This is a genomic window from Phycisphaerae bacterium, assembly GCA_035275405.1.
GTDB lineage: Bacteria > Planctomycetota > Phycisphaerae > UBA1845 > UTPLA1 > DATEMU01.
Genome location: DATEMU010000005.1, coordinates 282160 through 303468, shown reverse-complemented (window position 1 = coordinate 303468; position 21309 = coordinate 282160). Strand labels below are relative to the sequence as shown.

At 61.8% G+C, this 21309-nt stretch carries 18 protein-coding genes; 5 read left to right on the top strand and 13 right to left on the bottom strand.

From position 1 onward, the window contains the following. Positions 1 to 5: 5 nt before the first annotated feature. The 3 genes from VJZ71_09145 to VJZ71_09135 all read right to left on the bottom strand — a co-directional run bounded on the left by VJZ71_09145 (position 6) and on the right by VJZ71_09135 (position 4418). Positions 6 to 2573 (bottom strand): serine/threonine-protein kinase, encoded by a 2568-nt coding sequence (locus VJZ71_09145; protein ID HKQ48220.1) that lies wholly within the window; start codon positions 2571 to 2573, stop codon positions 6 to 8. Between the two features lie 53 nt (positions 2574 to 2626). Next, positions 2627 to 3190: a sigma-70 family RNA polymerase sigma factor gene (locus VJZ71_09140; protein HKQ48219.1), complete on the bottom strand. Its 564-nt coding sequence runs from the start codon at positions 3188 to 3190 to the stop codon at positions 2627 to 2629. Between the two features lie 106 nt (positions 3191 to 3296). Further along, positions 3297 to 4418 (bottom strand): site-specific DNA-methyltransferase, encoded by a 1122-nt coding sequence (locus tag VJZ71_09135; GenBank protein HKQ48218.1) that lies wholly within the window; start codon positions 4416 to 4418, stop codon positions 3297 to 3299. 146 nt (positions 4419 to 4564) lie between these two features. Between VJZ71_09135 and VJZ71_09130 the strand changes: the two genes are divergently transcribed. Then, complete coding sequence (locus VJZ71_09130; GenBank protein HKQ48217.1) at positions 4565 to 5608, top strand: hypothetical protein; 1044 nt, start codon at positions 4565 to 4567, stop codon at positions 5606 to 5608. Here VJZ71_09130 and VJZ71_09125 read toward each other — a convergent pair. Beyond that, complete coding sequence (locus tag VJZ71_09125; GenBank protein ID HKQ48216.1) at positions 5605 to 5913, bottom strand: Mpo1-like protein; 309 nt, start codon at positions 5911 to 5913, stop codon at positions 5605 to 5607. The genes VJZ71_09130 and VJZ71_09125 overlap by 4 nt on opposite strands. A gap of 36 nt (positions 5914 to 5949) precedes the next feature. Continuing rightward, entirely contained in the window at positions 5950 to 6921 is a 972-nt protein-coding gene (locus tag VJZ71_09120) for a hypothetical protein (protein HKQ48215.1), read from the bottom strand. Positions 6922 to 7150: 229 nt separating this feature from the next. Here VJZ71_09120 and VJZ71_09115 point away from each other — a divergent pair, with 229 nt between their 5' ends. From VJZ71_09115 to VJZ71_09100, 4 genes are all read left to right on the top strand, one after another. Further along, positions 7151 to 7864: an LON peptidase substrate-binding domain-containing protein gene (locus tag VJZ71_09115; protein ID HKQ48214.1), complete on the top strand. Its 714-nt coding sequence runs from the start codon at positions 7151 to 7153 to the stop codon at positions 7862 to 7864. A 317-nt stretch (positions 7865 to 8181) separates the two neighbouring features. Further along, entirely contained in the window at positions 8182 to 10245 is a 2064-nt protein-coding gene (locus VJZ71_09110; GenBank protein HKQ48213.1) for a serine protein kinase, read from the top strand. A 99-nt stretch (positions 10246 to 10344) separates the two neighbouring features. Next, positions 10345 to 10932 (top strand): hypothetical protein, encoded by a 588-nt coding sequence (locus VJZ71_09105; GenBank protein HKQ48212.1) that lies wholly within the window; start codon positions 10345 to 10347, stop codon positions 10930 to 10932. 97 nt (positions 10933 to 11029) lie between these two features. Next, positions 11030 to 13327 (top strand): DUF6263 family protein, encoded by a 2298-nt coding sequence (locus VJZ71_09100; GenBank protein HKQ48211.1) that lies wholly within the window; start codon positions 11030 to 11032, stop codon positions 13325 to 13327. Between the two features lie 202 nt (positions 13328 to 13529). On the opposite strand, the gene VJZ71_09095 is transcribed toward VJZ71_09100, so the two are convergent. The 8 genes from VJZ71_09095 to VJZ71_09060 all read right to left on the bottom strand — a co-directional run bounded on the left by VJZ71_09095 (position 13530) and on the right by VJZ71_09060 (position 21274). Beyond that, positions 13530 to 13691 carry a four helix bundle suffix domain-containing protein gene (locus VJZ71_09095; GenBank protein ID HKQ48210.1) on the bottom strand — a complete coding sequence of 54 codons (162 nt, stop codon included), beginning with the start codon at positions 13689 to 13691 and terminating at the stop codon, positions 13530 to 13532. 102 nt (positions 13692 to 13793) lie between these two features. Then, positions 13794 to 14096: a four helix bundle protein gene (locus tag VJZ71_09090; protein ID HKQ48209.1), complete on the bottom strand. Its 303-nt coding sequence runs from the start codon at positions 14094 to 14096 to the stop codon at positions 13794 to 13796. Between the two features lie 66 nt (positions 14097 to 14162). Further along, complete coding sequence (locus VJZ71_09085; GenBank protein HKQ48208.1) at positions 14163 to 15473, bottom strand: ABC transporter permease; 1311 nt, start codon at positions 15471 to 15473, stop codon at positions 14163 to 14165. Positions 15474 to 15477: 4 nt separating this feature from the next. Further along, positions 15478 to 16755, bottom strand: a complete 1278-nt coding sequence (locus tag VJZ71_09080) for an ABC transporter permease (GenBank protein ID HKQ48207.1) — start codon at positions 16753 to 16755, stop codon at positions 15478 to 15480. Then, complete coding sequence (locus VJZ71_09075) at positions 16752 to 17519, bottom strand: ABC transporter ATP-binding protein (protein HKQ48206.1); 768 nt, start codon at positions 17517 to 17519, stop codon at positions 16752 to 16754. The genes VJZ71_09080 and VJZ71_09075 overlap by 4 nt, the downstream gene beginning before the upstream one ends. Before the next feature lie 36 nt (positions 17520 to 17555). Beyond that, positions 17556 to 18920 (bottom strand): efflux RND transporter periplasmic adaptor subunit, encoded by a 1365-nt coding sequence (locus VJZ71_09070; GenBank protein HKQ48205.1) that lies wholly within the window; start codon positions 18918 to 18920, stop codon positions 17556 to 17558. Positions 18921 to 18945: 25 nt separating this feature from the next. Then, positions 18946 to 19686 (bottom strand): YIP1 family protein, encoded by a 741-nt coding sequence (locus VJZ71_09065; GenBank protein HKQ48204.1) that lies wholly within the window; start codon positions 19684 to 19686, stop codon positions 18946 to 18948. Between the two features lie 124 nt (positions 19687 to 19810). Beyond that, positions 19811 to 21274, bottom strand: a complete 1464-nt coding sequence (locus VJZ71_09060) for a glycosyltransferase family 39 protein (GenBank protein ID HKQ48203.1) — start codon at positions 21272 to 21274, stop codon at positions 19811 to 19813. Between the last annotated feature and the right edge of the window lie 35 nt (positions 21275 to 21309).

Here is a 21309-nt window from a genome sequence, read left to right as displayed (position 1 = left end):
TACCCTCACTTTCCCGCCATGGCGGGGGCGGGTTCCAGCAGGGCCCGGTAGTCGCGGGCCTGTTCTGCCGAACCGCATTTTTCGTGATATTCAGCCAGCCGCAGGATGGCCTTTTGCGTGGCGGGGTGCGATGGCCCAACTTTGTTCGCAACCACCTTGTAGGACGCATCAAGATGGCCCTGTGCATCGCGACAATGCCCCAGCTTCGTGAGGCATTCGCCATAGTTGCCGCGGAAGAGCGCGACGTCGAAATCGTCCTTGGACAGGACGATGTCCGCCTGTCCGACGACGAAATCGAGAATCGTCTCTGCCTCCTGGAGGCGATCCAATTTGATCAGGCAATGGGCGAGATTGTTGCCCACCTTGAGCGTGAGCGGATCGTCGTTGTCCAGCGCGCGCTGACAGCCCTCGAACACCTCACGGAACAGGTCGGTCGCCTCTGCAAGTTTGTTCTCCCGGTAGTAGAGCCCCGCCAGGTTGTTGATGACTTCCAACGTCGCCTGATGATCCGCCCCGCGCTGGGGATAGTCCTTGCTGATCGCGATGGTCCGTTCGAGCATGGTCCGAGCCTCATCGAATGCGCCGCGATCCGCCAGCAGCTTGCCTAACAAGTTCATGACCCGCAGGGTAGGCTCGTTTTCTTCGCCGAACTGCGCGCGGTATTCTTCCAGGACTTTGCGGAAATGGGTCTCGGCCTTCCGGCCCTCGCCTAGATTGGACTCCGCAACGCCCAAGTTCATCATGGCGGCGAGCGTGTTTGTGTTCGTCGGTCCCCAAACCCGCCCGCCGACTTCGACGGCCTCGGTGAGGAGGGGCCGGGCCTCTTTCCAATTGTTCAACATCATCAGGGCGAAGCCGACATTGGCCATCGACTCCAAAGTCGTGGCGTCGTCGTTGCCCAGTTCCCTTTGGCGAATCTTCCACGCCTGCTCGTGCAGCGAACGAGCATCTTCGAAACGGTGCACGTCGGCACAGATGCTCGCCATCTGCTCGCGCATCTCGGCTTCGGTCAGCGGATCGTCCTTGATTTGTGGAATACTCTCGATTCCCGCGGTGATGAAACTGTCGAGCGTAGCACCTTTCATATCGCCACGTCGAGACCAGTTCACTCCGGCGTCCATCGCAAACTCGTCGCTCAAACGGTCCGGTCGAAAGAGATGTTTCCAATGGTCGATCGTCTTCCCCTTCACTCGCGCCTGTCGCCGCGCCTCCTCCGTCTGGTGTTGCGCGATCAGCGTCTGTCGCTGTGCCTCTCGCAATTGCCAAAAGGCGACGGCCAGACCGCCTGACAAGGAAAGAAGGACAAGGGCGGCTGCGATGACACCGGCTCGATGCCGGCGAACGAACTTTGTCGTGTGATAGGTCCAGGTTCCCGGCCGGGCCAGGATCGGCTCGCCGCGCAGGTGACGGCGGATGTCCTCGGCAAATTGCTCGACGGACGCGTACCGCCGGGCCGGTTCCTTGCGCAGCGCCTTGAGCACGATGGTGTCGATATCGCCCGCCAGGCGGCGGCGAAGGCGCTCGGGGCGGCCGTCGCGCGTCTGGCTGATTGATTCCGGCGTGACCGCGGGATGATGATCATCAGTTTTCTCGACGCGGGTCACCGCCTGACTGGGCCGGTCCGGCTCCTGCTCGCAAATCAGCCGCGCGAGATCGTGCATCGCCACCGTGGAGCCGCGATATGGCCGGTGGCCGGTGAGGAGTTCAAAGAGGATGACGCCGAGCGAATACACATCCGTAGAAGTCGTAACGGGTTCGCCGCGGATTTGCTCCGGGCTGGCGTAGGCGGGCGTCAGGGGTTGCAGTCCGGTGCGCGTCAACGTCGCTGCGAGGGCGGAGGAATCTGGATCGAGCAGCTTCGCCAGCCCGAAGTCCAGCAACTTGGGCTCTCCGTCAGCGGTCACGAGGATGTTGCTGGGTTTGAGATCGCGATGGATGACGAGACTGCGGTGCGCATAGCTCACGGCCTGGCATACTTTGCTGAATAGTTCCAGGCGGTCCGTGGTGGAAAGCCGCTGATCGTCGCAAAACTGATCGATCGATCGACCCTCAATGTATTCCATGACCAGAAAAGGAAGACCGTCGTCCGTGGCGCCGCCGTCCAAGAGCCGGGCGATATTGGAGTGGTCGAGATTAGCGAGCGTCTGGCGTTCCGTGCGAAAGCGCCGCTGAAGTTCGTCCCGATGTCGGGAATCTCCCAAGGAATCGGTGCGGATGACCTTGATGGCAACCTGTTTGCGATAGGCGTCGTCGGCCCGCACGGCGAGATAGACGGCGCCCATGCCGCCGCTGGCAATGGGCCGAACGACCTGGTACGCACCGAGCGCGCGGCCCGGCTCGATCGGCAATGGGGTCTTTCCACCCCGCGCGGCGATGGCCTTCCATAATCCTTCGGCCGAGTCCTCCAAAAAACTGGGGTCGTCATCGTGGGCGGCGACGAAAGACTCGGCCTCGGCGCGCAGCGTCGCGTCCTGGCCGCACGCCTCCAACAGGAACGCACCGCGGGCGGCGGGCTCCCGTTCAAGGGCCGATTCGATGACGTTCTTCAGGCGCTGCCAGCGTTCCGGCGTCATGCGTTATCCCCACCCTGTAAACGCGTCAGCCGTCGGTCCAACGGCTCATGCGTCTATTGCATTCGACGCTTCATCCACGCTTTTGCCGAGTTCCACTCACGCTTGACGGTCGCCGGGGAGATGTCCAATAGCCCGGCGGTCTCCTCGACGGACAGGCCGCCGAAGTAGCGCATTTCGACGATTCGCCCCTGCCGCTCGTCGAGGCGGGAGAGTTCGGCCAGGGCTTCGTCGAGGGCTTCCAAGTCGATGGACTTTGTCTCGCCGGCGGCGACGGCTTCATTCAGTTCAATGCGGGTCTGCCCGCCGCCGCGCTTTTGGGCGATATGCGCGCGGGCATGATCGACGAGGATGCGGCGCATCATCGTCGCCGCGACGGCGACAAAGTGCGACCGGCTCTGCCACTTTACGCCGGACTGATCCGCGAGGCGCAGATACGCCTCGTTTATAAGCGCGGTCGGCTGCAGCGTGTGATCGGGGCGTTCCCCGCGCAGGGCCCGCTCGGCGAGGGTATGCAATTCGTCGTAGACGAGGGGCAACACCTTCGCCAGGGCATCGTGGCTCCCTCCCTTGATGCTGGCCAACAGACGCGTGACATCGCCAGACGTGTCGGGGTCCATAATTTCGCCCGAACCGGGTGCGCCGTATCGCCCCCCCTCACAGGGCGCATCGATCATTATGGCTGTCGTTACCATCAATCGCAAGGCGTCCGGGGGTAACCAGGCATCAGCTTGCAGCGGCGGATCGGTGCTTGCGACCGGGCCGGGCCTTCGATGTGGCCTCGCGGTCGGGAGGCAAAAAGAGAAGCGGCTGATCGGGAATTGTCGGGGCGGAACGGCGGGTCCGCTTTGGGGATGTTGAGGAGGTTTGCGGGGCGCTGCGCAATGGGTCGGCGACGCCATCCAGCGGGGCGCCGGCGACCGCGGCATCGAGACGCTTCGTGGCCTGGTTGAAATATTGTTTTGACAGCTCGAACCCGATAGGGATGCGGCGGAGTTTTTTCGCCACGGCGAGGGTCGTGCCGCTGCCGGCGAAGGGGTCGAGGACGAGGTCGCCTTCGTTGGAGGAGGCGCGGATGATGCGGCCGAGGAGCTGCTCGGGCATCTGGCAACCGTGCCAGCCTTCGCGCTCCTTGAAGGTGCCGGCGACGCGGGAGAAATACCACGTGTCGGAGTCGGGGCGAAAGCCTTTGGGCAGGTCCTGCGGGCGCAAAGCGAAACCTCCGACCGTCGGCGCGCCAGCGGCCATCAGCCAGGTGTCGTCGGGCATGCGACCGTCGGGATTGGCCCGCGTGTCGGCATAGACCAATTGTCGGGCCGAGGGAACGCGGACGGATTTGACGTTGAACGTGAAGTTCTTTGGGTCCTTCACGAATTGGAACAGGTGCGCGTGGCTGCGGGTGAATTTTTTTTTGCAATGGACGCCGAACGTGTAATACCAGATGACCCAGCTTCGGCAGGCGAAGCCGCCGGTGGCCAGGGACTTGGATTTCGACTTGTGGCCGCGCTTCTTTGCTTTGGGAGAGGACGCGGTCTCTTCAGGGGCCGGTTCGTTTAACCACAGGCCGGGGTAGGCATTCTCGGCGATCAGTTTCAGTTCGGCCGCGTATTCATCGCCGATGGCCAACCAGAAGGTGCCGTTGGCCTTGAGGGCGCGATAGGCCGCGGCGATCCAACGGCGCGACCAGTCGAGGTAGGCGGCATGCTCCTGGCGGTCGTCGTAGGCGTCGTAATCGTAGCCAATGTTAAAAGGGGGATCGGCGAAGACGAGGTCGACGCTGCCGGCGTCCATTGCGGCCATGCCGGTAATGCAGTCCCCGTGGTTGACCTGGTTGAGTTGGGGTTTCATGGGCGACTCCGTTCGCGACGCGGGGTTCTTCGCAGGGCGTATCTTAGGGGAATCACGGTCATTTGTTCCACGGGCTGTGATTTGTGCGGCTTCATTTTCCGTCGGCCGTCGTTATCATGGAATTCCAAGCATTAGGAGGTATCGGGATGGCTACATTCCGCCGGGCCCTCATGGCACTCTTGGTGGTGACCGGGCCGTCCGCGGCGGTTGGCCAGAATCGCGGCGTTTCGCGGCCAACGAATTTGTTGAAGAAGCTGAGCCTTTCCGAGGCGAGCATCAGCGGAACCTGGACGCGTACGGCGGACGGCGGGATTCGCTGCGACTCGGAAGCACCGGCGCGATTGCGGTTGGCGAAGGCGCCGAAGGGCGAATACGACTTATCTGTCGTGGTCACTCGGCAGGAAGCCAAGGGCCGACTGGGCATTTTGTTCTCGTACGACGGGATCGATTTTGGCTGGTTCATGAGCGAAGGCGTGGACACGGCGGGCCGCGGATTTGCGATGGTGGACGAGTACGATCGCTCCGAATCGGTGGATCAGCCCCTTCAAACAATGCCCGTGGATGCGAAGAAGCGGACGGTGCGGTTTAAGGTGCGCCGGGAGGGTGTTTCGGCCTGGGTGGGCAAAAAGAAGATTGCCGACGTCACGGACTATTACGATCTGGCTCCGGTCGATGACAAAGACTCCGTCGGCGAGGGCTTTCTTGGCATCCTCTGCGACCGGCCGTCCGTTGTGATTCACTCGATCACGCTTACGCCCGTCGTCGAGTCGGCCGGTGATGACACCAAGCCGGCGTCTTTGCGAGAGTCAGCAGAGGAGCCGGGCGGCGACGAGTCGGGGTGGTCGAACGACGTCCTGCCGATCACCAGCACCTGGAATGGCGTCCGGAAAACGCTGAATCGCCACGGCGATATTCATTGCCACATGAAAGTGATCGAGCGGAGCGGCTCCCTCGTGGTGATGCGCCTGAGCGAGAGAGGCCTGGTCACGCGCTGGACGTTCGCCGTGAACCGGGGAAACCTGATCCTTCAGAAGTTTACGCAGGAGAGTGGATCGGGAAGCGTTTCAGAGATACAGGGCTCCGGGGCGGTCAGCGGGGGTCGGGTGCAGATCAACTATCAATGGGTCTATTCGGGGCCGCGGGCGGCGAGGGCCATTATCGTGGGGACCATTTACCTTGAAGAGGACTAGGAATCGGCGCGTGCTTCATTCGCCTGGTAGCGCGGGGAGACGGCGACGTATGGCCTGCCGAGGATTTTCTTGAGGAGGATCACTTCGCCCATGTCGTTGCCTTCGATCCTGTGACCGACCCATTGGAGGAGGTAGCCCCCGACGAGGAGGACGACCGGGCGCCACCACAGGTCCCAGCGGGAGTTGGCGAGCTGGACGAGGGCGAGGGGGATGGCGGCGATGGTGAGGGGGATCCCGATGATGTGGAGCCAGAAGGAGACCGGGTGTTGGTGGCGGAGGAGCCAGTTGGCGAGCCAGGGGGGCAAGGGGAATCTCCTGCGGCGCAAAGCCGGCGAGCGAACTTATCGTTCCCTTACCAACATCCGCCGATCCACGCCGAGTGATTGCACGTGCGGGGCGATGTCTTTTAGGAAGCGATGACCGTCGAGGTAATAGCCGGCGGTCGGCTTCACTGTTGGGGCGTGGCGGGACCAGTAGTCGTTGAAGGACTCCATGAACAGTTCGCGGAGGTATTTGCTTAACATGCTGGCGAGCGCGGTCGGGAGGTGCAGGGATTCGCCGCCTTCGTCGAAACGGACGCACCACTTTCCGCGGGCGTCGGTCATTTCGTAGGCGCTGTGACGCTCGTTCTCCTCCAGAATCCGAAGGCGGCGGGTGTCGAAGCCCTGGAGCAACATGCGACCGTAATGATCGCGGCCGCCCTGCTTGTCGATGCAGAAGCGGATTTCGTGGTCGGGGTAGGCGTCGGCGACGCGTTGCATGAGGCGGAGGATGAGACCGCCGGAGACGATGGCCTTGTTTTGGGTACTGTTGACGAGGCGGTTATAGTGGCCTTCGGGGAGGACCTCGGCGAAGCAGGCGGCGATGCTGACGCCGGCCTCGGCCAGGGTGCGGCGGAGCAGGCTTGTGGCGATGAGAAGTCCACCGGCGTCGGCTTTGCGCGGCAGTTCGGGGTTGGCCTCCCGATACCATGGATACTCGGCGAGCTTGGCGGGGAGTTCTGGACAGGTCATTCCCAAGAGGCCGCGGAGATGGGGCGGCATACCGCGCCAGACGGTGATGGCGGAGAGTACGGATTTCTCCAGCCGCGAGAGGCCTTCCTTAGGCTTGTAGAGGAGTTTGCTGTCGGCAATAGGGACCCGGCCCCGGCGGGGGTTGACCGTCTTGCCGACGCCATCCTTGAGCTGCGACCAGAGGCACTCGTCGGCCCGTTCGGCGGGGACTTCGAGGGCGGCGGCGCTGACTACGAGCGGCCCCAAGACCGGCCCATAGCCGGCCTCGTCAATCCCCACCATGATGATCTTTGACGGCATGATTGGGAGGGGATCATGGCACAAGGGGGAGGATGTTACCAGCGGCGGGAGGCCGGCTGTGCAAAAACCGGCAAGAAATGCAGGACTCGAGGTGGTGGTTATAGGGTTTTCCCTGATAGGTACACCGGGGCTTCGATCCCAAGGACTTCCAAGGATGACCCACCCACTGCTTCGAAAGTCAGGGGCATGGCTAGGCGAGCGGGGGATGGATTGACTACAATTCAGCCGCATGAAACCCGACGGAGCGATGTCCCCCAAGGCCGCCGATTGGCCACACTGGATACCGGTGTTCCCGCTGCCCAATGCGGTACTCATGCCGATGTCCGTTCTCCCGCTGAACGTTTTTGAGAAGCGCTATCGGATCATGACGCGGGACGCCCTGGCGAGTCATCGGATGATCGCCATCGCCCTGTTGGAGACTGGTTTTGAGTCGAAGTATGACACGTTAGAGGCGCCGATCCATCCGGTGGTGTGCGTCGGGCGAATTCTTCGAGAGGAGCGGCTGGAGGACGGGCGGTACAATTTTCTTTTGCAGGGCTTGAATCGGGCTCAAATCGTCGAGGAAAACAGGGAACTTTCCTATCGCCGGGCGCATTTGCGAGTGTTGCATCCCCAGCCGTTGCAGCCGGAGGTCGAGCGGACCTATCGCAGCGAACTGTTGCGGATGTTGAGCGAGGAGCCGCTGGTGCAGCTCGCGCGGCGTGGCGGGTGGATGGAATTATTCCGCTGCCACGATCTGGCGTTTTCGGATTTGGTCGATGTCCTCGCGGCGACGGTGCTGCGATGTTGCGAGGACAAGCAGCAGTTCCTTTCAGAGCCGCGGGTATTCGAGCGTGTACGCTGCCTTTGCGATTTGCTCGAAGAGCTGTCGATGGAGCTGCGGGAGTTGCGAGAAAGGCCGGCGCGGGTTCGAGCCTGGCCGCCGGTATTATCTGAGAATTAGACCTTTCTCTTCGATCGTGCTTCTACGCTACACCTATTCCACCCCGTTCGCTTTCGAGTCACCCATTCAAAATTTTGTAGCCGCCGCTGCTCTTGAGAGGGCCTCGCCTTCATCTATGTGGTGTCGCAGCATGACGTTATGCCGTCTATTGCGTTGACTTCGCGAAGGTCGTCCGATATTATTCAGGCGATCGACGACCGGCTCACCAAGAGGAATGCCAACGCGGCGCAGCAGTCGGGCCGATCAATTCATACAGGGCTGCTCCAGCCGGGCAGTCGGGACAACTCGCGACCCACGCAGCGACTCGGGAGGCGACCATGACCGTAAGCAAGAAGTCCATTGTGGAACTCGTCTCGAAACGCCAGGACCCCCAGGGCTTCCGCGACGAGCACTGGGAAGGGACGTTCGACGATTACCTCGACATCGTGACGCGAAACCCGAAGGTGGCGCGCAACGCCTTCCAGCGGATTTACGACATGATCCTGCATTTCGGAACGGAGCGTTACACGAAGATGCGGCAGGACTATGTCCGCCACAAGTTTTTTACCGATCCGATCGGCAACGGCGAGGACGCGATCTACGGCCTTGAACACTCGTTGATGCAGCTCGTGGATTTCTTCAAGTCCGCCGCCCAGGGCTACGGCACCGAGCGGCGCATCCTCCTTCTCCACGGCCCGGTCGGCTCGGCAAAGTCGACGATCTGCCGCCTCATCAAGAAGGGCCTGGAGTACTATTCGCGGCTGGAGCAAGGGGCGATGTACACCTTCGCCTGGCGGATTCCGCGGCCGAACGGGGAATTCGAGCTGGTCGATTGCCCCATGCACGAAGAGCCGCTGAAACTCATTCCCAAAGAATCGCGGCGCGAAGTGCTGGCGATGCTCAACGAGAGCCTGCCGTCCGAGCAACGGGTCAGCGTGGAGGGCGATTTGGACCCGTTCTGCCGGAAGACGTTTGCCGATTTTCTCAAGCAATACGATGGCGACTGGAAGAAGGTGATGGACCATGTCGTCGTGCGGCGGCTCATCCTCAGCGAAAAGGACCGCCGCGGCATCGGCACGTTCCAACCGAAGGATGAAAAAAACCAGGACTCGACGGAGCTGACGGGGGACATCAACTATCGCAAGATCGCTGAATACGGGACGGACTCCGACCCGCGGGCGTTCAATTTCGACGGCGAATTGAATATCGCCAATCGCGGGCTGATCGAGTTCATCGAAGTGCTCAAGCTGGACGTAGCGTTCCTCTATGACCTGCTGGGGGCCTCGCAGGAGCATGTCATCAAGCCGAAGAAGTTCGCCCAGACGAACATCGACGAAGTGATCATCGGACACACCAACGAACCCGAATACAAGAAGCTCCAGAACAATGAGCTGATGGAGGCGTTTCGCGATCGCACGATCAAGATCGACGTGCCGTACAACGTGATCCTCGATCAGGAGATCAAGATCTACGAGAAGGACTTCAACAAGGAGCGAATCCGGGGGATGCACATCGCGCCGCACACGGTCGAGACGGCGGCGATGTGGGCAGTCTTAACGCGGCTGGAGGACCCGAAGAAGGCGGGGCTGACGCGGTTGCAAAAGCTGAAGCTGTACAACGGCAAGTCGATTCCGGGTTATACGGAGGATTCGGTCAAGGAACTATTCGAGGAAGCCCGGCGCGAGGGCATGCAGGGCATCAGCCCGCGTTATATCCAGGACAAGATTTCGAACTCGCTGGTCAGCGACCAGGCGATTCAGGAGAAAGGGATCAACCCGTTCATGGTCATGAACGAGCTGGAATCAGGATTGTCGCACCACTCGCTGATCGCGGATGAGGAGCTGAAGAAGCAGTATCGGGAGCTGCTCAGCGTGGTTCGCGAGGAATACGAAGATATTCTCAAGGCCGAGGTCCAGCGGGCCATCAGCGCCGACGAGGATGCGATCAAGCGGCTGGCGACCAACTATATTGAGAACGTCCGGGCCTACACCCAGCGTGAAAAAGTGAGAAACAAATACACGGGCAAGGATGAGGAGCCGGACGAGCGGCTGATGCGGTCGATCGAAGAGAAGATCGACATCCCCGACAGCCGGAAGGACGATTTCCGCCAGGAGATCATGAACTACATCGGGGCGTTGTCCCTGGACGGCAAGAAGTTCGAGTACCACACCAACGCCCGGCTGCAAAAGGCGCTGGAGCTCAAGCTCTTCGAGGATCAGCGGGACACGATCAAACTCAAGAACGTCGTTTCCGGCGTGATCGACGACGAGACGCAGGCGAAGATCGACGTCGTCAAGCAGCGGCTCATCAAATACTTCGGGTACAACGAGCAGAGCGCGACGGACGTGCTGAACTACGTGGCGAGCATCTTTGCCCGTGGTGATGCGAAGAGCGAGGAATAGGTCTCTTTTTTCCATCGGCCGTACATGGACCCGCGCCAAACCGGCGTGATGGCCGTGCTTTTCCTGCGTTCTAGGGGATGAGCCGACGGGAGATTCCCTATGAAAGCAGGACGATTTGCAAGTACGGCATTGGCCGTCGCGGGCGGCGGATTGATTTGCCTTACGCTGGCGGGGCGCGCGCGGAGCGACGACCCGGTTAAGAAGGGAGAGCCGGCGGCAGAATTGACGCCGGCCAGGGCGGCGTTTGAGCGGATCAAGACGCTCTCCGGCGATTGGAACAGCAAGAGCACCAAGGGCTGGACGGAGAAGGAGAGTTACCAGGTCATCGCGGGCGGGTCGGTGGTCATGCACCTTTCGTACGGCGCGCACCCGGGCGAATGGATGGCGACCATGTTCCACATGGATGGCGAGCATCTGATGCTCACGCACTATTGCGTGGCCAGGAACCAACCCAGGCTGCGGGCGACGGATTTCTCCGATGAAGGATCGAAAATCACCTTTACGTTTCACGACGCGACGAACCTGCCCAGCCGCGATAAGGGCCACATGGACAAGCACGTCATGATGTTCGACGCGCCGGATCGGATGAAAACCCGCTGGACGTGGTACCAGGACGGCAAAGAGTCCTGGATGGAGGAAATTGAGCATCGGCGGGCCGAAGCCGGCCCCGGCGCCGCCTCCAAATAGGCCGCTGCGGCCCTACGTCCGGGGCCGGGTTCGTGTTACAATCAGTCCGTTGTTCAGGGATCTATACCGGTTCAAACAAACCCCGAGGAGATTCGCCATGCCTCCGTTTCGCACGATCGTCCTTTCTGCACTCATGGTCGGCACATTGGGCTCCGCCGTAGCGGCGGCCGATTCGGTTCGCCTCGCGCCGCGGATCGATGCGCCGACGGAATCGTACGTCGAAGTATCCAGCGACTCGGTCGTGAAAATGACCGGTCCCGACGGCAAGCCGATGGAGATGAGCTCGCGTTCGATCATCGGCCTGCTTCAAAAGGAGACCAAAAAGGGCGACGAGATAGCCATCGAAGCGACGATCGATCGGATGCTTGGCTTCATGGCCTTCACCAAGACCATGCAGACCCTCTACGACACTGATGATCCCGACTATGAGGAAGCGTCTCCCATGCATCGCGACGCATTCACGCCGATCATGAACATGCCGCTCAAGTTCAGCGTGGACTTGGGGCCTGCCGGGCCGAAGGGTCGGAATTTGAACGGCGCGGAGGCGATTCGCAAGAAATTGACCGATCTGGGCGAGCAGAACTTTGTCGCCAAGACCCTCGCGGAGGAGGCGTTTGGCGACCGGCAGGTTCTGTCGCTCTTCGCTGAGACGCCGATGGTTCTCTACCCGAATCGCGAGGTGAAGGTGGGAGAGTCGTGGAAGAAGACGCAAAGAGACGAGATTCCGAGCGTCGGCCAAGTCATCTTTACCTACGACTGCAAACTCGATCAGATCGAAAAGGCCAAGGGCCGCGAGGTCGCACTCGTCCGCTTCACCGGCGTCATCGAAAAGGACGCCGACGAGAAGCCTGCCAAGGACAAACGCCTGGGCAAGATCGACGGCACGTTCACCGGCACGGCCAAGTTTGACGTTGAACAGGGCCGGTTCGTTGAAATACAAAGCGATACCAAGTCCAAGATGGAAGTCCCGCCGTGGTGGGACAAGGAACCGACTGCTGCGCTGATGAAGCTCGACGCCGAATCCAAGCACTTTTACTCCGTTACCTCGCTCAGCGAACGCGAGCAACGCAAGACCGATATCGCCCGTCGCGCCGAGGAAGCCAAGGCCAAGCGCGAGGCCGAAGAGGCCGCGGCCATGGCGGGGCCGGTCGAACCAGTTTCGCCGGAGAACGAGCCGGTCGCCTGGTTGCAATGGGGCGGACCCAATCGCGACTTTAACAGCAATGCGACGGGCCTTGCTAATCGCTGGCCCAAGGACGGCCCGCCGAAGTTGTGGGAGCAATCTCTCGGCGACGGCTACTCGGCGCTGCTTTGCGACGGCGACACGGTTTATTCGACGTATTCCATTCGGGACAAGAATGACCCGCTCAAGGGCGACGAGTTCGTCGTGGCCTTCGATGCCCAGACCGGCAAGCGCCGTTGGGAGCACAAATACGACGCCCCGCGGCCCAAGGAGCTCAACAACGATTTCGGTCCCGGTCCGCACAGCACGCCGCTCATCGTCGGCGACAAGATCTACACGGTCAGTTGCACGGCGAAGTTCCTCTGTCTGGATACGAAGACCGGCAGCGAGATCTGGTCGAAGGATCTGCACAAGGAGCACAAGGCCGTCCTGCAAATGCATGGTTACGGTTCCAGCCCGGTGGCCTACAAAGGAAACATCCTCCTGCCCGTCAGCAAAGAAAAGGGAAGCGCCATCATGGCGTTCAACGAGTCCGATGGCTCAGTGGCCTGGAAGGGCGGCGACTTCGAGCCGGGCTATGCGACGCTGCTACCGCTAACCGCGCTCGGTATCGAGCAGCTCATTGCATTTTCCGGCAAGGCAGTTCTGGGCCTTGATGCCACCAATGGCAAGACGCTGTGGAGCGTCGACCATCCCACGCAATGGGGCGCGAACATCACGACGCCGGTATGGTGCGGAAAGAGCGACCTCCTCTTCATTTCCTCAGCCTATGGCATGGGCTCGCGCGGCGTGAAGCTCGAAAAGGCGGGCAGCCAGATTGCCGCCAAAGAGGCCTGGTTCAACCCGAAGATGAAGATCCAACATGCCGATGCGATCTGTTTGGATGACTGGGTCTTCGGCAGCAGCGGCGATTTCGGCCCGGCGTTCCTGGCATGTGTCAACGTGAAGACCGGTGAATTCGGCTGGCGCCAGCGCGGTATCGCCAAGGCCAACGTTGTCCATGCGGACGGCAAGCTCATCGTGCTCGACGAGGATGGGACCCTGTATCTGGTGAAGGCCGATCCTGAGAAGTACCGACTGCTCGGCAAGGCGACGGACGTGTGCAAGAAGACGGCCTGGACCGTGCCGACGCTGTGCGGTCGAACGCTGTACCTCCGGGATCGCGAGAAGATCGTCGCGCTGGACCTCGGCGCTCCGAAAGACAAGACCTGAAGGTTATCGAACCTGCGCAGGCTGGACAGGGCCCCCCTCGATTTGGTAGTCTGGTTGACCGGAGGGGAAGAGTGCAGCCCGCCTTGCCGACGAAAGGGTGGAGGGGCGCACGCAAGACGGGAACCCGTGCGAAAGCCGGGTTCCCGATTGCTTTTGGGGGCGGGGATCAAGGGACCAAAAGGACAAAAGGGACTGAAAGGACCTAAGGGGACTTCCTAGTATTGGCTCTGGTGGCGCGGCGCGCGCGGCTCATACGTTCGCGGAGACCGCCCTCAGCAAGGAAGACTTTTTCCAACTTACGGATTTGCTGGTCGAGCAAATAATTTGTCAGTTTGATCAGCCCGATCATAACATTGGCCGAGATCGCCGGATCAGGATTCTCAATGGCCTTCCTGAAAGTATCGTAATTTGCGTCGGCTTGACGATTAAGTTCTCGCAGCCGCCGAGTATGCCGGTCGTCCGGCGTCTACTCGTCGATCCTGCGCACGCGCGGATAATCTCGGTAGTCTTCCAGCAGTTCTTCGAGGCTGGCTCGCGCCACATTGGTGAGCTTGATTTCTGCTTCCTTGGAAGTCCCTGATGCCTGACTGCCCTCGACGATGTTCTGTTTTCCGGACCGCGCCGCCTGGGTCATCTGGTCGTACGTCCGGTCGCGCTTGTCCAGGAACTGTTTGCAAAACCAGACGGTGCCGTCATAGACGATCTGGGCCTTCTGATAAGAGAGCAGACTCTGGTAGCCGCCGTGCGGTGGAATGAACTTTTCGCTCACAGGCCAACCCTCGATCTCGTAGTTTACGTCCTTTCGGTCCCTTTTGTCCCTTATGTCCTTTTCTTCTCATTCGTGCCGCAGTGCGTCGATCGGGTGCAGGATCGCCGCTTTGAAGGCCGGGATGATGCCGAAGACGATGCCCACGCCCGCCGAGAAGGATAGGCCCAGGGCGACGGCCCAGAGGGGGACCGTTACTTTCACCATCGAGGGGTGCAGCGAGGCGACGTAGCAGATCGAGTAGCCGAGGGCGATGCCGATGGCGCCGCCGACGGTGGCGAGGACGACGGCCTCGGTGAGGAACTGCATGAGGATGTCGCGGCGGCGGCCGCCGACGCTTTTACGGAGGCCGATCTCGCGGGTGCGCTCGGTGACGGAGACGAGCATGACGTTCATGACGCCGATGCCGCCGACGATGAGGGAGATGCCGACGACGCCGGCGAGGCTGCTGGTGGCGATCATCTTGACGCGGTCGAAGTCGCGGAGGAATTCGTCCTGGCGGAGGACCTTGAAGTCGTTGGGATCGCCGGGCTGGATGCGGTGGCGCTCCCGGAGGACGCGGGTCACTTCGAGGCTGCACTCCTCAATGTCTTTTTCGCCGGTGGCTTCGATCATGAAGGGGAGGAAGTACTGCGCCATCGGGTTGAGCTTGATGGCTGTGGTGTAGGGAATGAGGATCAGCTTGTCCTGGTTCTCGCCCATCATGTTGCCCTTGGCCTCGAGCAGACCGATGACGCGGAAGCGCTGGGCGTTGAGGTAGATGTGATCGCCGACGATGCGCTCGTCGCATTGGAGGAGGCGGAGCATCTCCCGGCCGAGGACGCAGACGTAGGCGGCGTTATCCACTTCGATCGGTGAGAAGAAGCGGCCGCTGTCGACGAAAAAGCGACGGATGGGCTGGAACTCCTCGGTCGCGCCCTGCATCTCGATGTCGGTGAGCTTCTGCCGGCCGTATTCGACGGTGGCGCTGTTGAAGACGAGGGGGGAGATGCGGCGGATTTTCTCGCAACGGGCGCCGACCGTGCGGACGTCTTGCAAGTCGAGGACGACGCGGCCGAGCATCATGCCGTGCTCGTCGTTTGGGGAATAGGGGAAGACGAAGAGCATGTTGGTGCCGAAGCCGCGGAGCATGTCGGTCACGTAATTGCCGAAGCCCTGCACCATCGAGACGACGGTGATGGTGGAGGTGACGCCGATGATGATGCCGAGCGTGGTGAGCAAGGCGCGGCCCTTGTTGGCCCAGATCTGTACGAAGGCGGTGCCGATGTTCTGTGCTTGGCGACCGGTAAAACCGCTGAGCCAGTCGAGGGGGCGGACAAAGACACCGCCAAGCAGGGTTGGCAGGCGGCGGGCCGGAAGCGTTACGGCGGCGGTATTCATCTCGTCACTCGTGCCTCAAAGCGTCGATTGGGTGCAAGATCGCCGCTTTGAACGCGGGGATGATGCCGAAAAGAATGCCCGATCCGGCTGAAAAACCCAGGGCCAGGGCCACGGACCACAACGGTACTTCTATGGACACCATTGCGGGATGAAGCGAGGCGATGTGGGTGATTCCGTAGCCGAGGGCGACGCCGATCGCCCCGCCGGTCGTGCTGAGGACGACGGCTTCGGTGAGAAACTGGAGCAGGATATCGCGGCGCCGCCCGCCCACGCTCTTGCGCAGGCCGATCTCGCGTGTTCGCTCGCTGACGGAGACGAACATCACGTTCATGATGCCGATGCCGCCGACGATCAGGGATATGCTGACGATTCCGGCGAGGACACTGGTGGCGATCATCCGCACCTTGCCGAACTCGCGAAGCATCTGATCCTGCCGATCGATTTCGAAGTCGTCAGGCTGGCCGGCGGCGAGACCGTGGCGCTGGCGGAGGACGCGGCGAACCTGGCCGCAGGCGTCGTCGATCTTTTCTTCGCCGGCCGCCTCGGCGAGGAAGCGCATCTGTTCGCGGAACTGCGGGAACATCTGCAGCATCGTCGTCGACGGGATCATGATCGTCTGATCCTGATCGTCGCCCATGAAGCTGCCCTTGGGTTCGAGGATGCCGATCACTTTGAAGCGCTGATCGACGATGTTGAGATAGTCGCCGAGGATCGATTCGTCGCACTCCAGAGATTTGAGGGTGCTTCGGCCGACGACGCAGACGTTGGCCGAGCCCTGCACGTCGAGCGGGCCGAAGAAGCGGCCGCGGTCTACGTAGTAATTGCGGATCGTCTGATACTCGGCGGTGACGCCGCGGAGTGGAATATCCGTCGCGGTCGCGCGGCCGTAGGACACGGTCGTCATCTCCGAATAGACAAAAGGCGTCAGGCGGCGGATGTCGGGGCATTCGACGCGGACGGCCTCGATGTCAGCGGCGTCGAGCGTGATGGTGCCCAGGCCCAAGGCCTGGTCCTCCCAGCGGATGTCGGGGCGGACGATCATATATTGCGTGCCGTAGCCGCGAAGCATGTTGGTCATGTACTGGCCGAAGCCCTGTACGAAGGCGACGACGCTGATAATGGCGGTGACGGCGATGATGACCCCCAATGTGGTCAGCAGCGAACGGCCACGATTGGCCCAGATCTGACCGAAGGCGGTCGCGACATTCTGGCCCGTGCGGCCGAGCCAACCAGCCAGCCACGCCGACACGCGACGGAGGCGATCGATCGTTTTTCGAATCATGGCGCGGCCCCGACCGCGGCGGGCAACTGGACGGCGATGGCCGGGCTCTTCACGCCGAAGCCGGGCGCGGCCGGTTGGTGGCGGAAATCGGAGGAAACGAGACCGTCGCGCAGAACGACGACGCGATGACAGCGGGCGGCGATGTCGGGTTCGTGGGTGACGATGATGATCGTCTGGCCCTGGGCGTGGAGCATGTCGAAGATGCCCATGATCTCGTCACCGGTCGCCGAGTCGAGGTTTCCCGTGGGTTCGTCAGCGAGGATGATGTCGGGCTGCTGGGCGAGGGCGCGGGCGATGGCGACGCGCTGCTTCTGACCGCCGGAGAGCTGGTTGGGACGATGCTTGGCGCGATCGGTCAGTCCGACCATTTTGAGGGCGTCCATCGCACGGCGGCGGCGGTGTGGGACCTGAGCGTACATGAGGGGAAGCTGGACATTCTTCAGCGCGGTCGTGCGCGGGAGCAGCTCGAAGTTCTGAAAGACGAAGCCGATCTGCCGGCCGCGAATCCGGGCCAGACCCGATTGGGAGAGTTTGGACACATCCTTGTCGCGCAAGAGATAGCTGCCGCGGGTGGGGATGTCGAGGCAGCCGAGGATGTTCATGAGCGTGCTCTTGCCGGAGCCGGACGGACCCATGATGGCCAGGTATTCATTTTCGTGGATTTCGAGCGTGACGCCGCGGAGGGCGTGGACGAGTTCCGTGCCGACGCGGTAGATTTTTTCGAGATTGCGGAGTTCGATCAGAGATTGCGAGGGCGTAGTCATGGTCGTCGTGAAATCGGCGGGCAGAGCCCGCCCTACCTAGCCGGCCTTCTTGGCGACTAGTTCGTCTTCCTTCTTGTTCTCGGCGAGGTCCGGCGTCTCCTCCTTCAATTTGGGACGCGTCGCGAGCTTCTTTTTCTCGTCCTCGGAGAGCGAGACCTTGCGGCCGTCCTTGAGTTGATCGAGGCTGCGATAGGGCCCCACGATGACAACGTCGTCAATGCCGACGCCTGTCTTGGCCTCGACGCGGCGACTGTCGGCAATGCCGGGCTCGACGAGGCGGACCCGCGAGACTTCGTTGTCCAGCACGTACACGACCTTGATGTACTGCGCCGCCTTGGCGCGATCCGACAGATCGAGCCCCGACTGCCGCTCGTCAAATTGCTTGACGATCTCCTCGGGAAGCTCCTTACGCATCCGATGAACGATCGCCTCGACCGGCACCGTGATCACCCCGTCCTGCTGGGCGACTTCGATTTCGACGTTGGCGGTCATGCCGGGCCGGATGCGTTCGTCCGGCGACAAGACCTCGAGCAGCGTCTCGAAGTTCACCACGTCGCGGCCGACCTGCTTGGTGCTTTTGGAAGCGACGCGTACGACCCGCGCCGGGACCGGCGTCTGCTGATCGGCCTGGAGGTAGATGCGGGCCTTTTGCTCGGGTTTGACCAACGGGACATCGACCTCATCGACGCGGGCGCGGACCTGCATCCGCGAGAGGTCGCTGATGGTCATGATCGACGTGCCCGGATTGTTCATGGTTCCGGTGATGACGACTTCGCCGATCTTGGCGTCGAGCTTGGCGACGATGCCGTCGATGGGCGAGATGATTCGCGTGCGGCGGAGGTCCTCTTTGACCCGCCGGAGGAAGGCCTCGGCCTCGACGAGTTCCTGCTTGCGCATGTCGAGCACGGCCTTCGCCTTCTTCAGCCCGGTGATGTAGTCCAGGCGCTCCTGATCGCTCGTCGCATTCACCTCGGCGAGCCGAAGCTGGCGGCGATAGTCACGGTCGGCCTTTTCCAGATCCGCTTCGGCGTCGATCGTGCCCGATTTCAGGCGGGACACGCGGGCTTCGCCGGATTCCACGTCGGCCTGAATGTCCCGGTCGTTCAGGCGGCAAAGCAGGTCGCCCTTCTTGACGACGCTGCCCTCCTCCACGGGCATTTCATCAATCTTGGCGACGATCTCGGAACGAATCATCACTTCGAGCGTCGCCTCGACGTCGCCGGGCGCCTGGACGAGCCGGATGATCTCCTGCCGTTCGGGCCAGGCGATGTGGACCGTCAGAGGGACGTCCTCCGCCACGTGGAGAATCGGCTTATCGTCCGCGCCACGGCGCAGGCTGCCGATGGCGAAGAGACCGCCGGCGACGGCGAGGATGATGATGAGGGTGATGATACGCTTCATGAGTATTCCCTATGAGGGCGACTTCCTAGATATTTCCTGCGTAGGCCATCCCCACGCGCGCGGCCGAGGCGATCGCGAACATCAAGACACACCAGACAGCGGCGCCGCGGCGTCCGAGCTGCTGCGTGACGATGAGTCCGATCGCCACCAACAGCCAGAACCAAATGCGAAACGGGTCCACGGCCGTCAGCCAGGAAGCCTTTCCGATCGGCGCGAGCATTCCAAGGGATGTATCCACCATCGTGGTTCGATAACTGATCATCATGCCCAGGCGCAAGAGCGCTCCCGCCAAATCTACGAAGCTCGCGTAGACACAGATCGCCATCAACGTGTGGTATTCCGGTTTCCGACCGGTCAGGGCCACGGCGGCATAGAGAATCGACGAGATCAGCAAGCACGACGTCAGGAGGTAGATCGGCGAGACGACAATCGCCCCGAGCCGCTGCAGGAGTTTCATAAAATCGCCGGACTTGCGGACGGCGTCCATGGCGTCCTTGAGCTGCACGCGGTCGACCAGATTGCCCTGATTCTTCTCCAGCTCACCCAGTTGCCGCTCTGTCTGCTGATCGACGACGCGGTCAATCAAACCGGTCTGCACCTGGACATAGCCGGTGAGGGTGACGAGGGCGAGGAGCACGACGAGGGCCCAGCCGTAGGCCCCGGTGTCCTCCACGCGGCGAAAGAGCCCGGCCGGCGCAGTGAAGACCTGCCAGACATCGCTCAGGCCGGGCGCACCGGCCTCCACTTCTTTTGAAAGGCTCGCCACTACACGTTCCCAACTGAACCGCCGACCCCGGCGCGCCGGGGTCCCCTAGGACAACGGAATCCATCGGAGGGGGATTCGCCTGAGGAGGACTTTTATTCTCGCGTTTCTCCCCCCATCGCCGCGCTCAACCCCTCCGGGCGCCCATCGGCTCTTCGATCCCGCTGGATGGAAACACGAAGGGCCGCCCCTGCCGGCGATGGACGAGGTAGCATATCACGATCGCCAGGGCCACGGTCAGTACGAACAGAGGCGGGGCGATATTCCGGGGCTCGATGCTCTTTATCAGGACGACCGTTCCGACCGTATAGCCCCAGGGTATCACGAGCCACGCGATCCGGCGCCAATCCCGTCGGAAGATGACGATCGTCGCCAGGAGCGCGAGGGTCAGCAGGGCGGAAACGGCGCTCATGGCCAACTGGGGACCCATGTATCTTACCACTTTCCCGGGATACTTGCGGATGACACCCCAGCGTGTCAGGCCTTCTTCAACATGGTACTTCGTGAAGGAGAATTCGTCGCTGGTAGTTCGGTTAGAGGTGAGGTGCGGCGTGGCCAAGGCCAGCGGCAGCCGGTGAACGAGGATGCACCGCGCATAACGCCAGGGATACTGCCGGACATATTGCCAGCAGAGTTTTTTGTATTCCTGGTTGGCTTCATGGGAGATGTGCGATTCGAAACCGCGGTTGATGGCGTCCTGTGTGAGCCAGGGTTCGTTCATCACGATCCCCCACGGGTTTTGTGGATCCTCGCCGATCCCGACGTACATCCCGCTCCAGGCGCCGACGCCGCCGAATTGCGCGTGGCCGGACACTTTCTTCGTCCAGAGCGCCCAAGGCGCAAGCACGATGAGCATGACGGCGGCCATGCCCGCGGACCAGACCACGCTCGGCACGAAGCGCCGCCAATTCAAGAGGACGATCAGGAAGATGACCAGCGGCATCAACTGATATTCCGAACGGAAATGACAAGCCAGTCCCGCCGCGGCGCCGGCGGCGAGCAGCCAGGCGCCGCGCCGCGGCGTGGCAAAGCTGGCCAGGCACAAGATGGAGCCGGCGAAAAACCCATGGTACGCGTCCGGCAAAATCGCCTGGCAAAGGTAAATCATCGCCGGACAGAAGGCGTACAACCATGCGGCCAGTCGGCCGACCGACGCGCCAAAGACGTTGCGCGCGAACAGAAAGGCCAGGACGCAGACCAGCGAATCCGTGACGATCTGCAGCAGCCGCGCTGAGGCGATCATGCCGCTGAAGTTACCGAGGCGATAGAGCGGGTACAGGAGCCACGAGTATCCGGCGGGGTGGACGACGGCGGGAATCCAGCCGATCGGGCTCTTCGGATACGGATGTTCGCGGTCCACGCGGCCCCCCTCGGCCTCGCGTTGCCGCATGTAGTCGATGGACGTGAGCATCGTCGGAAAGCCGTGCTTGTTTTCCAGGGCCTTCGTCGTGCGCATCTGGTAGCCGTAGCCGGAGACCAGCGTGGCCGTGGAGGCGATGTAGCTTTCTTCGATCGTGACGATCGGCTGGTTTCGATTGGCGAAGAAGACGAGAAGTCGCAGCACCAGGGCAGTCAGTACAGCGTACCACACCCACCGTTCGTGACGGAGCGGTGCCGGTCTCGGTG